The sequence below is a fragment of the Adlercreutzia sp. genome, from assembly GCF_056795635.1.
Genome location: NZ_JBQIIT010000013.1, coordinates 1 through 13,152, shown reverse-complemented (window position 1 = coordinate 13,152; position 13,152 = coordinate 1). Strand labels below are relative to the sequence as shown.

Below are 13,152 nucleotides of genomic sequence, written 5' to 3'. Positions count from 1 at the left end.
TTTCCGCACCAGGGTGATGAGCTTTTGCCCGGAACGAATACCGAGCTTCTGGTAGATGTGGCCGGTGCGGCTTTTCGCCGTGGCGTCCGAGATAACGGGCTGCTCCATGATCAAGGAGGTTTCCCCGAAGATCTCTCCGTCCTATCTCCTTTTCGCAATGTATAGCAATCAATTCCCATGATATACTTCCTTGAAACGGTTTTTGAGGAGGGTGCCATGCCGACCAGTCAGATGAACGTGCGTATCGACGACGATATCCGCATCGCGGGCAACGAGGCCTTCGAGAGCATCGGGTGGACGCCGTCCCAGGCGGCTCGCGAGGTGTGGGCCTATGCGGCGCGGAACCGCCGCAACCCGCGCAAGCTGCGTGAGATGCGCCGGCTGCTGGAGGATGCTCCAGCGGCGCCGCGACTTTCGAAGGCGATGGAGGGGGCAAGCATGGTCGAGGAGTTCCGTGTCAAAATGGGCTTGGAGCCCCAGCAGCTGGAGGAACAGTTGTCCTACGCGGAGCTGAAAGAGTTGGCGATGAGCGAACGCCTGGAAGAGAGGGGCCTTCTGTGAGCGAGAGTGCCTGCAAGCTGCTGCTCGACACGAATGTTTGGCTTGATTACTACTTAGGCGATCGGCCCCAAAGCGATGCTGCCAAAAACCTCGTTCTCTATGCTGACGAGGGGGGTATGACGCTTGCCTATGCGGGAACGAGCATCAAGGACGTTTTCTATCTCATCCAGAGAGATTTCAAGGAGCAATTTCGCCGAAAGCAGGATAAAGTGACTGATGCGCAATCTCTCGCTTGCAAGTCGTTCGCTTGGGGCTGCGTGCGCAATATGGCGCAAATTGCCGTGGCGGTGCCGGTGGGGGAACCGCAGGTGTGGTTGGCGTCGCATTACGAGGACTTTCACGGCGACTTCGAGGACGATCTGGTGCTGGCCGCCCTGGAAACGTCCAAGGCCGATTTCTTCGTGACCGGCGACGAAGTGCTGCGCCGGAAGGCACCGCGGGGCGCCTTCGATGCCGCCGACATGCTCGCCTATCTGCGTATGCGGGATGAAGCGGCAGTGTGAGCGAGGCCCGGCGGTCGATTCTGCGGCTCCCTCAAGATGGAGGGCCTCGGTCGGGGGCATTGATCTGGGCCATGCTGACGGCCTCTTCTCTATGGACAAAACTTGATAGGGGTTGACTTAGGTTTCCTCCTGCATACAATGTGCTATTAGCACTCATCAAGGAGGACTGCTAACGCTTGTGTCGCCGTCGGTCAACGACTGCCTTTCAGCTTGTACCGAACGCGAGATGCCATCGGCGTGCGACCTACACTGAGGCGGTATGCGTCTTCCGACCGTATGAAAGAAGGACGAGAACCTATGAGAAAGTTCAAGACCGAGAGCAAGAAACTGCTCGACCTCATGATCAACTCTATCTACACCAATCGCGAGATCTTCCTGCGTGAGCTCATCTCCAACGCCTCGGACGCGGTGGACAAGCTGTACTTCCGCAGCCTGACCGATTCGTCTGTGGCCGTGGGCCGCGATGACCTGGCCATCACCGTGGGCTTTTCCGCCGACGAGCGCACGGTTACCGTGTCCGACAACGGCATCGGCATGACCAAAGACGAGCTCGACCGCAACCTCGGCACCATCGCCCATTCCGATTCCTTCGAGTTCAAGGCCGCCCAGGCCGAAGCCGCGGCGGAAAGCGAGCCCGGCACGGCCAAGGGGCTCGACGATCTCGCCGATGTGGACATCATCGGCCAGTTCGGTGTGGGCTTCTACTCTGCCTTCATGGTGGGAAGCAAGGTGCGCGTCGTCTCCCGTGCCATCGGGTCGGACGAGGCCTGGGCCTGGGAATCCAACGGCGTGGACGGCTACGACATCAAGCCGGCCGAGCGCGCCGAGCACGGCACCGACGTCATCGTGTACCTGAAGGACGACACTGACGAGGAGTCCTTCGGCACCTTTGCCACCGAGCACGGCCTCACCCAGCTCATCAAGCGCTACAGCAACTACGTGCGCTATCCCATCAAGATGGAAGTGACGAAGAGCCGCAAGGTGGAGGCGCCTGAAGCCCCCGAGGGCGAGCAGCCGGCCGCGCCGACGTGGGAGAGCTATACCGAGGTGGAGACCATCAACTCCATGATTCCCATTTGGAAGCGGAAGAAGTCCGAGGTCAGCCAGGACGAGTACAACGAGTTCTACAAGACCGACTTCCACGATTTCGAGGATCCGGCCCGTACCATCTCGGTGCACGCCGAGGGGGCGCTCAACTACGATGCGCTGCTGTTCGTGCCGAGCCGTGCGCCGTGGGACATGTACTCGAAGGACTACCAGCGCGGCCTGGCCCTCTATTCGGCCAACGTGCTCATCATGGACAAGTGCGAGGAGCTTTTGCCCGATTACTTCGGCTTCGTGCGCGGCGTGGTGGACTCCTCCGACCTTACGCTGAACATCTCCCGCGAGACGCTGCAGCACAACGGCCAGCTACGGGCCATCGCCCGTCGCCTCGAGAAGAAGATCAAGGGCGACCTGGCAACTATGCGCGACGATGACCGCGAAGCCTACGAGCGCTTCTTCGAGCAGTTCGGCCGCACGCTGAAGTTCGGCATCTACCAGAGCTACGGCATGGCGAAGGACACCCTGGCCGACCTGCTGCTGTTCTATTCCGCCAAGCAGCAGAAGATGGTCACTCTGGACGAGTACCTAGCCGACGCTCCCGCCGATGCCGACGCCATCTTCTATGCCGCGGGCGATTCCCGCGAGCGTCTGGCGCAGATGCCGCTCGTGACCACGGTGCTCGCCAAGGGCTACGACGTGCTGCTGTGCGATGCGGACGTGGACGAGTTCTGTATGATGGCCATGGGCACCTATGGCGAGCACGCCGTGGACGGCGACGACGAGAACAAGCAGCCCTACGTCATCAAGAACGTGGGCGCTGAGGATTTGGGTCTGACCACCGAGGAAGAGAAGAAGGAGGCCGAGGAGGCCACCGAGAGCAATGCCGCCCTGTTCGCGGCCATGGGCGAGGCCCTGGGCGATAAGGTGGAGCGCGTCGTGGTGTCCACCCGGCTCACCGATGCCCCGGCCGTGGTCACCAGCGAGGGCGGTGTGTCGCTGGCCATGGTGCAGGTGCTCAAGAGCCAGCCCGGCGCCGACGACTTGCCCGATCTGCGCCTGGTGCTGGAGATGAACGCCAAGCACCCGGTGTTCGCCACGCTGCAGGCGGCCCAGGAGGCCGGCGACACCGATAAGGTGGGCACCTATGCGGGCCTCTTGTTCGATCAGGCCCTGCTCGTGGAGGGCATCATGCCCGACAACCCCCTCGCCTTCGCCCAGGCCGTCGCCGACCTGATGAAGTAAGGTAGCAGATACCCCGCGGTACGCTGGCGCGGGCCGAAAGTCGCTCGTCCTTCGAGGGGCCGCCACCTGGAGTTTTCCAAGTGGCGGCCCTTTTTGCCTCCTTGCCCCTTGCCACTATGGGCTTCGAGCTTTTCGCTCTCTAGCGGGTTCTTGGCGCTCTCCCGGTTTCCCAAAGGAGCCTTTTTGTGCAGCAAACGCCGCGAAGTAGATGTCAAAATCGCTTGCAAGGGCAGTGCCATTGGGACGGCGAACATGAGACGAGCAAAACGCCTGGTCGGAACATTGGCGCTAAAAAAGCATGCTCTGCGTGCGTCATCTTCTTCCTAGGGCATGTCTATCTCGCGAAGTTTGCTGCACATTTTTCGCGAGAAGTGAAACGCGGCCCACGATGCACCCATCAGCGCGAGGCCCACGGCGTCGAAGGTGATGAACAGGTCGATGCTGCTGGCAAGCAGATCGTGACCGGCGGGCAGGGTGGCGCGGATGAGCGACTCGCCGATAAGTCCCACGACTTGCTGGGCCAGAACCACGCCTGCTAGCGCGGTGTGCCGTTGCGGCTTCCAAATGACGAGCGGGTAGGTGCAGTTCCACATGAGGAAGGCCACGCCGATGCCCTGGGTGGCCACGCGCCCTGGCACGCCGGCCAGCTCGTAGGCGCCCATGTAGGCCTCGGGCATCAGCGCGAACCCTAGGGCGCACTGTACGTTCACGACGAACACGAAGGCGAAGCACGCGCGCACCACCCAGGTGGCGACGGCCGTGGGGCGGGAGGACTTTCGGCTGCTCGGCTTGTTCGCGCTATCGCGGGCGGTCGCATCGTCTCGAGCGCTGGTCGCAAGGTCAGGGGTGGAGAGGCCCATTGTGCTACCTCCCCAGCTGGCTCAAAGAGCGGAAGGCGTAGAAGGCCACGGCGCTTGATGCTGCCACGTTCAGGGAATCCACGCCGTGGGCCATGGGGATGCGCACGGTATGGTCGCACCGGACGATGGTGGCGGGAGCCAATCCGTCGCCCTCGGTGCCGAACAAGAGCGCCAGCTTCGCGGGCGCACCGGTGACGGCCTCGCGCTCGGCTAGAAGAGCGGCAAGCTCGTCGGGGGTGACCGAGTCGTCGGAGAGCGCCATGGCGGCGCAGATAAAGCCCAGTTCGTGCAGCTGATCGATGCCCTCGGCGCTCCACGTGCCCTCACCGGGGCGGTTCGGCACCGCAGTGTCGCCGATGCGGGTCCACGGCACTTGGAACACGGTGCCCATGGATACGCGCACGGACCGGCGATAGAGCGGGTCGTAGCAGGCCGGGCTGACGAGCACGGCATCGACCCCCATGGCGGCGGCGCTGCGGAAGATGGCCCCTACGTTTGTGTGGTTCGTCACGTCTTCCAGCACGGCTACCAGGCGCCCGTCGCCGACGGCCTCGGCCACGGTGGGCAGGGCCGGGCGGCGGAAGGCCCCCAAAGCCCCGCGGGTCAGCTCGAAGCCGGTGAGGCGCGCGAGCTCCTCGCGGGGCGCCACGAACACTGGCACATCCGGCGCACCGGGCTGCTGCCGGGCGGCCTCTTCCATCCGCGCGATGAGCGGGGCCATAGCACCCAGCCACTTCTCTTCCATGAGCAGCGAGACCGGTTCCATGCCGCCTTCGAAGGCCCGCTCGATGACCTTCTCCGATTCTGCGATGAAGACGGCGCGCTCCGGCTCCAGCTTGCAGCGCAGCTGCGCCTCGGTCAGCCGCGCGAAGACATCGAGTCGCGGATCGTCGAGCGTGTCAACATATATAAGGGGCATGGCGATTCCTTCCAAAACAAAAGTGCCCGTCCATTATAGACGGGCACGGGAAGTTTTGCCTTTGCCGAAGCGTTAGGCGAGGGCGGCCTTCAGGGCGCTCATCTGGTTGGAGCCCAGACCCTGCAGACGACGCTCGGCCGGAATGCCCAGCTCCTCCATGAGCTTCTCGGTCTTCACCTTGCCGAAGCCGGGCAGGGCGTTCACGAAAGCCTTCACCTTCATGCGGCCGATGACCGGGTCGTCGATCTGGTCGAGAACCTCAGCGGGAGTAGTAAGACCCATCGAGAGCTTGTTGGTGATCTCGGAGCGCTTGGCGCGGACGATGCGGGCCTTCTCGAGGGCGGCGGCGCGCTGCTCAGGGGTCATGGTAGGTGCGGGCATATCACTTCTCTTTCTTCTCGTGTCCTAGTTTTTACCAGGCCATTCATTCGAGGAACGCTGACATTGCAGGGGGCAACGTCAGCGTTCCTCGCTTTTAGCAGAGACGATAATAATGGAAAAGGCCCGCTTGTGCACCCCTTTTCTCGGTAAAGCTGCCTTTTCTTCCCATTTTGCACGCTTTTACGGCCCCGAAATGGGGATTTGGTGACGAATTGGCTTCGTTTTACACCGTAAGGCCACAATTTTTCGAGACGGATGGCCCGTTGGACGGCTTGCACCGCCCCGCCGCGTCGTCGTAGCGCCGCGCTATAATGGCATGAAAAACCTCCCAGAAAGGATGTCCCATGACTGAGAAGCGCGTTGCCGAGGTGGAGGCCGTGCCGCACCCCGCTTTCGATGAGTTCGTCGCCACCATTGAGGCGCTGCGGGCTCCCGACGGCTGCCCGTGGGACCGGGAGCAGACCCATAGGAGCATCGCCGGCAACATGGTGGAGGAGGCCTACGAGGCCGTGGACGCCATCGAGGCCGACGACGGCCCCCATATGCTGGAGGAGCTCGGCGACGTGCTTTTGCAGGTGGTGCTGCAATCGCAGATCGCCGCCGATGCGGGAGAGTTCACCATCGACGATGTGTGCCGCACGGTGAACGAGAAGATCGTTCGGCGTCATCCCCACGTGTTCGGCGGGATGGAGGCCGGTGATGCCAACGAGGTGCTGGATGTGTGGGATCAGATCAAGATGGCCGAGAAGGAGGCCGCCGATGCCGCCGGAGCGGTGCCGGCGAGCCTGCTCGATGGCGTGCCGAAGAGCTTCCCGGCCCTGAAGCAGGCCCAGAAGATCTCGCGCAAGGCGGCCTCGGCCGGCTTCGAATGGGACACGGTGGACGACGTGTGGGTCAAAGTGGACGAGGAAATCGCCGAGCTCAAGGTCGCCTACGCCGCCGCCCCCAAGTCCGCCAACGGCAAGGTGGACGGCGGTGCCGACCCGCAGGCCCTGGCTGCCGTGGAGTTGGAAATGGGCGACGTACTGTTCAGCCTCGTGAACGTGGCCCGCAAGATGGGCGTCCAGGCCGAGGAGGCCCTGCGAGCCACCTGCGGCAAGTTCCGCACCCGCTGGGCCTTCATGGAAGGGGCTGCCGCCGGCCAGGGACGCCGTGTGGAAGACCTCTCCATGGAGGAAATGGAAGAACTCTGGCAGATGTCCAAGGCCCTGGAGGGCTAGGCTTCGTACACCTTCTTGCCGCCGACGTAGGTGGCCCGCACCTGGGACTTCTGGATGTCCTCGGGAGCCAGGGCGAAGGGGTTGGGGTCCAGCACCACCATATCGGCGAACATGCCAGGGGCCAGCAGGCCCACCTCGCCTTCGCGCTGGGCAGCTACGGCGCTGCCGGCCGTGTAGGCGCGCAGGGCCTCGGCCAGCGTGATGCGCTCGGCGGGCAGCCAGCCGGCTTCGGGTTCGTGGCTGTCGGCATCGCGGCGGGTAACGGCGGTGTACACCGCATCGATGGGGTCGATGTCGGTGACGGGGGAGTCGGTACCGAAGGCCAGCACGGCTCCGGCATCCAGCAGTGTGCGGAAGGGCCACATATAGGGTACGCGCTCGGGGCCCAGATCGCGCTCGGGACCGCCCGGATCCAGGGTGATGTGACGGGGCTGCACGCTGGCCACGATGTCGGCTGCAGCCAGCCGCTCGATGTCTGCGGGTTGGAAGTTCTCCAAATGCTCGATGCTGTGGCGGGGCCGCGCCCCGTCGGCTCCGTCGCTGGCCACGGGATGGGCCTCGAAGAAGTCGATGCAGCGGTGGATGGCCTCGTCGCCGATGGCATGGATGCGCACCGGCGCCCCCTCGGCCGCCGCCGGCGCCACGAGGGCCTCCATGACCGCAGCGTCCACCGTGGGGCGCCCGCAGTCGCCCTCGAAGCGGGCGTTGCTGTAGGGATCGTGCACCCAGGCGGTGTGCTGGCTCGACACGCCGTCGAAGAACTGCTTGAAGCCCCGGGCCGACAGCAAGGGACCGGTATGGGCCTCTCGCAGGGCTGCCAGGCGGCTGCGGTCTTCCAGCAAGGTGGGGAACATGGATACGCGCAGGGTGAGCTCGCCGGCCTCTTCCAAGGCGGCGAACAGGTCGTCGCGCACGAAGTCGAGCCCGGGCATGGCCATGAGCGACACATCGCACACCCCGGTAATGCCGTGCTCGTTGCAGTAGGCCTCGAAGGAGCGGTAGGCATCCAACAGCTCCTCTTGGGTGAACTCCGCCACGATACGGGGCATGAGCGCCATGGCCGCCGCTTCGCGCACGATCCCCGTGAGGCGCCCCGCGCCGTTGCGGTCGTAGGAACCGCCTGCCGGCGGCTCGCTCTTTTCGGTGATGCCCAGCCGTTCCAAGGCGCAGCTGTTCAGCCACAGGGTGTGGGCATCGCCCGAGTACATGGCCACGGGCCGGTCCGGATAGGCGGCATCCAGGGAGGCGCGACTCGGCATGGCGGGCGGGTTCCACAGGTAATCGCGCCAGCCCTGGGCGAGCAGCCACGAGCCGGCGGGGCGCCGGGCCGCCAGGGGCGCCAACCGGGTCACGGCGTCGGCCTCGTTGTCGCCCACGAAGCGCTCAGCCAGGGGGGAGAGGTACAGAGCGGAGTGGAAGACGTGCATGTGCGCGTCATGGAAGCCGGCCATGATCAGCGCATCGCCCCAGTCTTCCACGGACGTTTCCTCGCCGCGCAGTCTTGCCGGCAGCGCTTCGGGATCGCCCACCCAGCAGATGCGGTCGCCGCGCACGGCTACGGCTTTGCGAGCCGGGGCCTCTTCGCTGCCTGTGAACACGGCGCTACTCATATATATGCAGTCGGCCGGAGCCGCGGGGTTCTCGGTGGCGAAGTCGACGGGTTGGCACGGGACGTCCATGGTTCACGCTCCTGTTCTCGCGCTGGCTTACGGCACGAAGTATACGCTCTCGTACGAAATTGTTCACGTGCACTACGACTTTTTTCGCCGTGGGCTGGGAAAAGAAAAAGGCCGCGGCAGGGCGGCAAGGACGAGATAATGCATTCTCACAAAAGATCGATCTGTCAATAAACATGACCGTATCTCTATTATATCTACGGAAGAACAGTTTTGACCTGGAAAAATGTCAATCATCCTGCGCCGCTCACCTGGCATATCTTCCAAACGCCTCGTTGTCGGATGGAAATATGCTCCATTCGTAGAATTTGATTGAATAAGTAAGTGATTGGGATTTTTTTATTGCATGTGAACAAAAATGGTGTTACTTTGAACCCGTCGACAAATCCGACTGCGGCCGAGAATACTAGGGGAGCTGCGGAGGGTCGTCGATGCGCAAGGTTGTCATCCGATCTATCTGCTTCGGGTTGCTTCACTTGACCTGGGGCAGGGGAGTGTTCTAAGGGGCGTTTATTCGAGGTGTAGGGATTCATCGGGGGCTGTAAACACGACTTATACCCTCATCTAATCCCGCTTTACCTCTTCCCTTTGGCGACGTTTCTGAGACATTGGATGCGCCGTCGCGCCGACCGCGATGGGCTGAGGCTCAAGGCCGTCAGCTTCTCAACTATGATGGTGCGCAGCAACGCGCCGGATTGGAGAGTCACATGCAAGGAGTAAACGTCAAGAGCGAGATCGGCAACCTCAAGAAGGTTATCCTCCATCGCCCCGGAGACGAGCTTCTCAACCTCACCCCGAACACGCTGGAAGAGTTGCTGTTCGACGATATCCCGTTCTTGGAAGTTGCTCAGGCCGAGCACGACGCGTTTGCCGATATCCTGCGCGGCGAGGGCACCGAGGTCGTCTACCTCGAGGACCTCATGACCGAGGTTATCGATGCGAACCCCGAGCTGCGCGAGCAGTTCCTCGACCAGTGGATCTTCGAGGCCGGCATCCGCACCGACATCTACAAGAACATCATCAAGGACTACATCAACGCCGAGTACGCAGGTACCAAGGACATGGTCATGAAGACCATGGCGGGCATCAACCTCCAGGAGCTGCCCGGTTCTGACACCCACCTCTTGGTGGACATGGTGTCCGACCGCTGCAAGCTCGTGTGCGCCCCCATGCCGAACCTGTACTTCACCCGCGACCCGTTCGCGATGATCGGCAACGGCGTGTCCATCAACCGCATGTACAGCCAGACCCGCAACCGCGAGACCATCTACGGCGACTATATCTTCAAGAACCACCCCGATTTCGCGGGCACTCCCGAGTACTACAGCCGCAACGACACCTTCCACATCGAGGGCGGCGACATCCTGAACATCAACGAGCACGTGCTGGCCATCGGCATCTCCCAGCGCACCGAGCCCGATGCCATCGACGCCATCGCTCACAACGTGTTCAACGATGAGACCTCCTCCATCGACACCATCCTGGCGTTCAACATCCCGAACAACCGCGCCATGATGCACCTCGACACGGTGTTCACCCAGATCGACTACGACAAGTTCACCATCCATCCCGGCATCATGGGCCCGCTGACCGTCTTCGAGATCACCCCGGACGGCAAGGGCGGCACCAAGATCCGCGAGCGCGACGAGGAGCTGGAGAAGGTGCTCTCCGAGTACGTCGGCCAGCCCGTGCAGCTGATCCCCTGCGGCGGCGGCGACCGCATCGCGGCCGAGCGCGAGCAGTGGAACGACGGCTCCAACACCCTGTGCGTGCGTCCCGGCACCGTGGTCGTGTACCAGCGCAACAACGTCACCAACGACGTGCTGTACAAGAACGGCATCAACTGCCTGGAGATGCCCTCCGCGGAGCTTTCCCGCGGCCGCGGCGGCCCGCGCTGCATGTCCATGCCGGCCTGGCGCGAGGCCCTGTAGGCCCCACGCGCAGCCGTGCACCTCGCGCCGACGTTCGCGTCCGGCGCACCCGCGCCCTCGGGCGCATCCTGTAACGGCTTTTCCGGCCCAGTCTAGCCAGCCAGCGCTGGGCCGAAAAAGACGCGTGGGCTCCCCTGGTTCCCAGGGGGCCCGCGCGATATAACTTTCACTCTTTTCTCGGGAAAGGAAACAACATGCCTATCAATCTCAGCGGTCGCCCGTTCCTGCGCCTCCTGGACTTCTCCACCGAGGAGATCGACTACCTGCTGAAGCTCTCCAAGAACTTCAAGGACCTCAAGCGCACCGGCACCCCGCACCGCTACCTGGAGGGCAAGAACATCGTGCTCCTGTTCCAGAAGACCTCCACGCGCACCCGCTGCGCCTTCGAGGTGGGCGCCATGGACCTCGGCATGGGCGTGACCTACCTGGATCCCGGCTCCTCCCAGATGGGCAAGAAGGAGTCCATCGAGGACACCGCCCGCGTGCTCGGCCGCTTCTACGACGGCATCGAGTTCCGCGGCTTCGCCCAGACCGACGTTGAGGATCTGGCCGCCAACGCCGGCGTGCCGGTGTGGAACGGCCTGACCACCGAGTGGCATCCCACCCAGATGCTCGCCGACATCCTCACCGTGCAGGAGAACTTCAACTACGACATCAAGGGCAAGACCCTGGTGTTCATGGGCGACGCCGCCAACAACGTGGCCCGCTCGCTGATGGTCGTGTGCTCCAAGCTCGGCATGAACTTCGTGGCCTGCGGCCCGAAGGAGAACATGCCCGACGCCGAGCTCGTCGAGACCTGCACCGCCATCGCCGCTGAGAACGGCTGCACCGTGAAGTGCACCGACGACGTGGCCGAGGCTTGCACCGGCGCTCATGTCATCTACACCGACGTGTGGGTGTCCATGGGCGAGCCCGACGAGGTGTGGGCCGAGCGCATCAAGCACCTCGAGAAGTTCCGCGTGACCAAGGAGGTCATGGCCATGGCTGACCCCGAGGCCATCTTCCTGCACTGCCTGCCCGCCTTCCACGACACCAACACCACCATCGGTGCCGACATCGCCGAGCGCTTCGGCGTCACCGAGATGGAGGTCGAGGACGAGGTGTTCGAGTCCAAGCAGTCCAAGGTCTTCGACGAGGCCGAGAACCGCATGCACACCATCAAGGCTGTCATGTACGCCACCCTCTGCGGCTAAATCGCTTGAATGGGGAACGGGCCGGCGCGGTCCGTTCCCTTCCTTACTGTTTGCCAACGGACGCGATACGGGACGATGCCCGAAGCGGCGTCACCGTAGAATCGGATCCGTTGCATGTTCCATGTACCTTGAAACCGCTGTCTCGCCTCACTTACATGCAACCAATGGCTGGCACGCGGTTCACCGAAACGATTGAGGTGAAGTAAATGGCTTATGAAAAGGGAGACGGCAAGACCGTCGTCATCGCCCTGGGCGGCAACGCCCTCGGCAACACTCCGCAGGAGCAGCTGGAGCTGGTGCAGAACACCGCCAAGCACATCGTTGACATGATCGAGGAGGGCACCAACGTCGTCGTGTCCCACGGCAACGGCCCCCAGGTTGGCATGATCAACAATGCGTTCGCCTACGCTGCTGCCAACGATGACAAGACGCCGGATATGCCCTTCCCCGAGGCTGGTGCCATGAGCCAGGGCTACATCGGCTATCAGCTGTCCCAGGCTATCCTGAACGACGTGAAGTCCCGCGAGATTCCCCGTTCCACCGCCTGCATCGTGACCCAGACCGTCGTCGACGCCGACGATCCCGCGTTCCAGAACCCCACCAAGCCGGTCGGCGCGTTCATGGACGAGGAGACCGCCAAGGCCAAGGCCGAGGCCATGGGCATCACCGTGAAGGAGGACGCCGGCCGCGGTTGGCGCCAGGTGGTGGCTTCCCCCATCCCCAAGCGCATCGTTGAGTTCGACGCCGTGAAGGATCTCGTGGACGGCGGCTACATCGTCGTGTCCACCGGTGGCGGCGGAGTGCCGGTGTTCGAGACCGAGAGCGGCTACGTGGGCACCCCGGCCGTTATCGACAAGGATCGCTCCAGCGCTCTCATGGCTTCCGAGCTGGGCGCCGACATGCTGGTCATCCTGACCGCCGTCGAGAAGGTGTGCATCAACTTCAACACCCCCGAGCAGGAGCAGATCTCTGAGATGACCGTCTCCCAGGCTCGCGAGTACATCGAGCAGGGCCAGTTCGCTCCCGGCTCCATGCTGCCGAAGGTGGAGGCTTGCATCGAGTACGTCGAGAAGTTCCCGCAGGGCAAGGCCCTCATCACCTCGCTGGAGTGCGCGGCCGCCGGCCTGCGCGGCGAGACCGGCACCGTCATCGTTGCCGACTAAAGCTGTGCGGAGGCGGCGTTTCCCCGCGTCTCGCCGCCTCCTCCCATAGGGTTGCCCCACGGGTGCAATCCACCATATGAGCGAAAGAGAGCGCGTTTTCCGCGAGGGTGGAAAACGCGCTCTCTCGCTTTATTCGTATGCACAACGGGTCAACAAAAAAATATCTCCCAAACTGGGAAGTTTTTTGTTGCAGGTGAACAAAAATGGTGCTATATTAACGGCATCGGCAAAGACAGTCCGATCACTTTTCTGGCTTTGCCGATTCATCCTATTCCTCATCGTCGCGAGCATGGTTAAGGCATGCTCAAGAAAGGAATGAACCATGGCAAAGATCGTCAGCTCTTGGAACGACTGGGACCCGCTGAAGCGCGTCATCGTCGGCCGCTGCGACAACTCCGTCATCCCGCCGGAGGAGCCCGCCACCTCCGAGAAGGTGCCCGTTGACTCCGAGATGCGCGG

The 13,152-nt window shown here is 62.9% G+C and carries 11 protein-coding genes; 7 read left to right on the top strand and 4 right to left on the bottom strand.

The features are described 5' to 3' along the window. Positions 1 to 216: 216 nt before the first annotated feature. The 3 genes from ACTOXK_RS08490 to htpG all read left to right on the top strand — a co-directional run bounded on the left by ACTOXK_RS08490 (position 217) and on the right by htpG (position 3,350). On the top strand, positions 217 to 561 hold the full coding sequence (locus ACTOXK_RS08490; RefSeq protein WP_482278026.1) for a type II toxin-antitoxin system RelB/DinJ family antitoxin: 345 nt from the start codon (positions 217 to 219) through the stop codon (positions 559 to 561). Next, positions 558 to 1,064, top strand: coding sequence for a type II toxin-antitoxin system VapC family toxin (locus ACTOXK_RS08485; protein WP_482278025.1), 507 nt, complete (start codon positions 558 to 560; stop codon positions 1,062 to 1,064). Before ACTOXK_RS08490 ends, ACTOXK_RS08485 begins: the two co-directional genes overlap by 4 nt. Before the next feature lie 297 nt (positions 1,065 to 1,361). Beyond that, positions 1,362 to 3,350, top strand: coding sequence for a molecular chaperone HtpG (htpG, locus tag ACTOXK_RS08480; RefSeq protein WP_482278024.1), 1,989 nt, complete (start codon positions 1,362 to 1,364; stop codon positions 3,348 to 3,350). A 323-nt stretch (positions 3,351 to 3,673) separates the two neighbouring features. Here the strand turns inward: htpG and ACTOXK_RS08475 are convergent, their stop codons facing one another. From ACTOXK_RS08475 to mihF, 3 genes are all read right to left on the bottom strand, one after another. Continuing rightward, positions 3,674 to 4,210, bottom strand: coding sequence for a hypothetical protein (locus tag ACTOXK_RS08475; protein WP_482278023.1), 537 nt, complete (start codon positions 4,208 to 4,210; stop codon positions 3,674 to 3,676). Between the two features lie 4 nt (positions 4,211 to 4,214). Continuing rightward, positions 4,215 to 5,129 carry a TrmH family RNA methyltransferase gene (locus ACTOXK_RS08470; RefSeq protein WP_482278022.1) on the bottom strand — a complete coding sequence of 305 codons (915 nt, stop codon included), beginning with the start codon at positions 5,127 to 5,129 and terminating at the stop codon, positions 4,215 to 4,217. Between the two features lie 72 nt (positions 5,130 to 5,201). After that, complete coding sequence (gene mihF / locus ACTOXK_RS08465) at positions 5,202 to 5,510, bottom strand: integration host factor, actinobacterial type (protein ID WP_135971030.1); 309 nt, start codon at positions 5,508 to 5,510, stop codon at positions 5,202 to 5,204. A 344-nt stretch (positions 5,511 to 5,854) separates the two neighbouring features. Here mihF and mazG point away from each other — a divergent pair, with 344 nt between their 5' ends. After that, positions 5,855 to 6,730 carry a nucleoside triphosphate pyrophosphohydrolase gene (gene mazG / locus ACTOXK_RS08460; RefSeq protein ID WP_482278021.1) on the top strand — a complete coding sequence of 292 codons (876 nt, stop codon included), beginning with the start codon at positions 5,855 to 5,857 and terminating at the stop codon, positions 6,728 to 6,730. On the opposite strand, the gene ACTOXK_RS08455 is transcribed toward mazG, so the two are convergent. Continuing rightward, complete coding sequence (locus ACTOXK_RS08455) at positions 6,727 to 8,409, bottom strand: amidohydrolase (protein WP_482278020.1); 1,683 nt, start codon at positions 8,407 to 8,409, stop codon at positions 6,727 to 6,729. The two genes, mazG and ACTOXK_RS08455, sit on opposite strands and share 4 nt — an antisense overlap. A 704-nt stretch (positions 8,410 to 9,113) precedes the next feature. On the opposite strand from ACTOXK_RS08455, the gene arcA reads away from it, so the two are divergent. From arcA to arcC, 3 genes are all read left to right on the top strand, one after another. Continuing rightward, a complete protein-coding gene (arcA, locus tag ACTOXK_RS08450) occupies positions 9,114 to 10,337 on the top strand; it encodes an arginine deiminase (protein WP_482279898.1) in 1,224 nt (407 codons plus the stop codon). Between the two features lie 194 nt (positions 10,338 to 10,531). Beyond that, the gene (gene argF / locus ACTOXK_RS08445) at positions 10,532 to 11,530 is read left to right on the top strand and encodes an ornithine carbamoyltransferase (RefSeq protein ID WP_482279897.1); all 999 of its coding nucleotides are present in this window, start codon (positions 10,532 to 10,534) and stop codon (positions 11,528 to 11,530) included. Between the two features lie 206 nt (positions 11,531 to 11,736). Further along, the gene (gene arcC, locus ACTOXK_RS08440; protein WP_482278018.1) at positions 11,737 to 12,693 is read left to right on the top strand and encodes a carbamate kinase; all 957 of its coding nucleotides are present in this window, start codon (positions 11,737 to 11,739) and stop codon (positions 12,691 to 12,693) included. Positions 12,694 to 13,152 lie beyond the last annotated feature (459 nt).

Bases quoted from the DNA above. Each gene is read 5' to 3' on its own strand.
- ACTOXK_RS08490 (WP_482278026.1), top strand. From the start codon at position 217: ATGCCGACCAGTCAGATGAACGTGCGTATCGACGACGATATCCGCATC.
- htpG (WP_482278024.1), top strand. From the start codon at position 1,362: ATGAGAAAGTTCAAGACCGAGAGCAAGAAACTGCTCGACCTCATGATC.
- ACTOXK_RS08475 (WP_482278023.1), bottom strand. From the start codon at position 4,210: ATGGGCCTCTCCACCCCTGACCTTGCGACCAGCGCTCGAGACGATGCG.
- ACTOXK_RS08470 (WP_482278022.1), bottom strand. From the start codon at position 5,129: ATGCCCCTTATATATGTTGACACGCTCGACGATCCGCGACTCGATGTC.
- mihF (WP_135971030.1), bottom strand. From the start codon at position 5,510: ATGCCCGCACCTACCATGACCCCTGAGCAGCGCGCCGCCGCCCTCGAG.
- mazG (WP_482278021.1), top strand. From the start codon at position 5,855: ATGACTGAGAAGCGCGTTGCCGAGGTGGAGGCCGTGCCGCACCCCGCT.
- ACTOXK_RS08455 (WP_482278020.1), bottom strand. From the start codon at position 8,409: ATGGACGTCCCGTGCCAACCCGTCGACTTCGCCACCGAGAACCCCGCG.
- arcA (WP_482279898.1), top strand. From the start codon at position 9,114: ATGCAAGGAGTAAACGTCAAGAGCGAGATCGGCAACCTCAAGAAGGTT.
- argF (WP_482279897.1), top strand. From the start codon at position 10,532: ATGCCTATCAATCTCAGCGGTCGCCCGTTCCTGCGCCTCCTGGACTTC.
- arcC (WP_482278018.1), top strand. From the start codon at position 11,737: ATGGCTTATGAAAAGGGAGACGGCAAGACCGTCGTCATCGCCCTGGGC.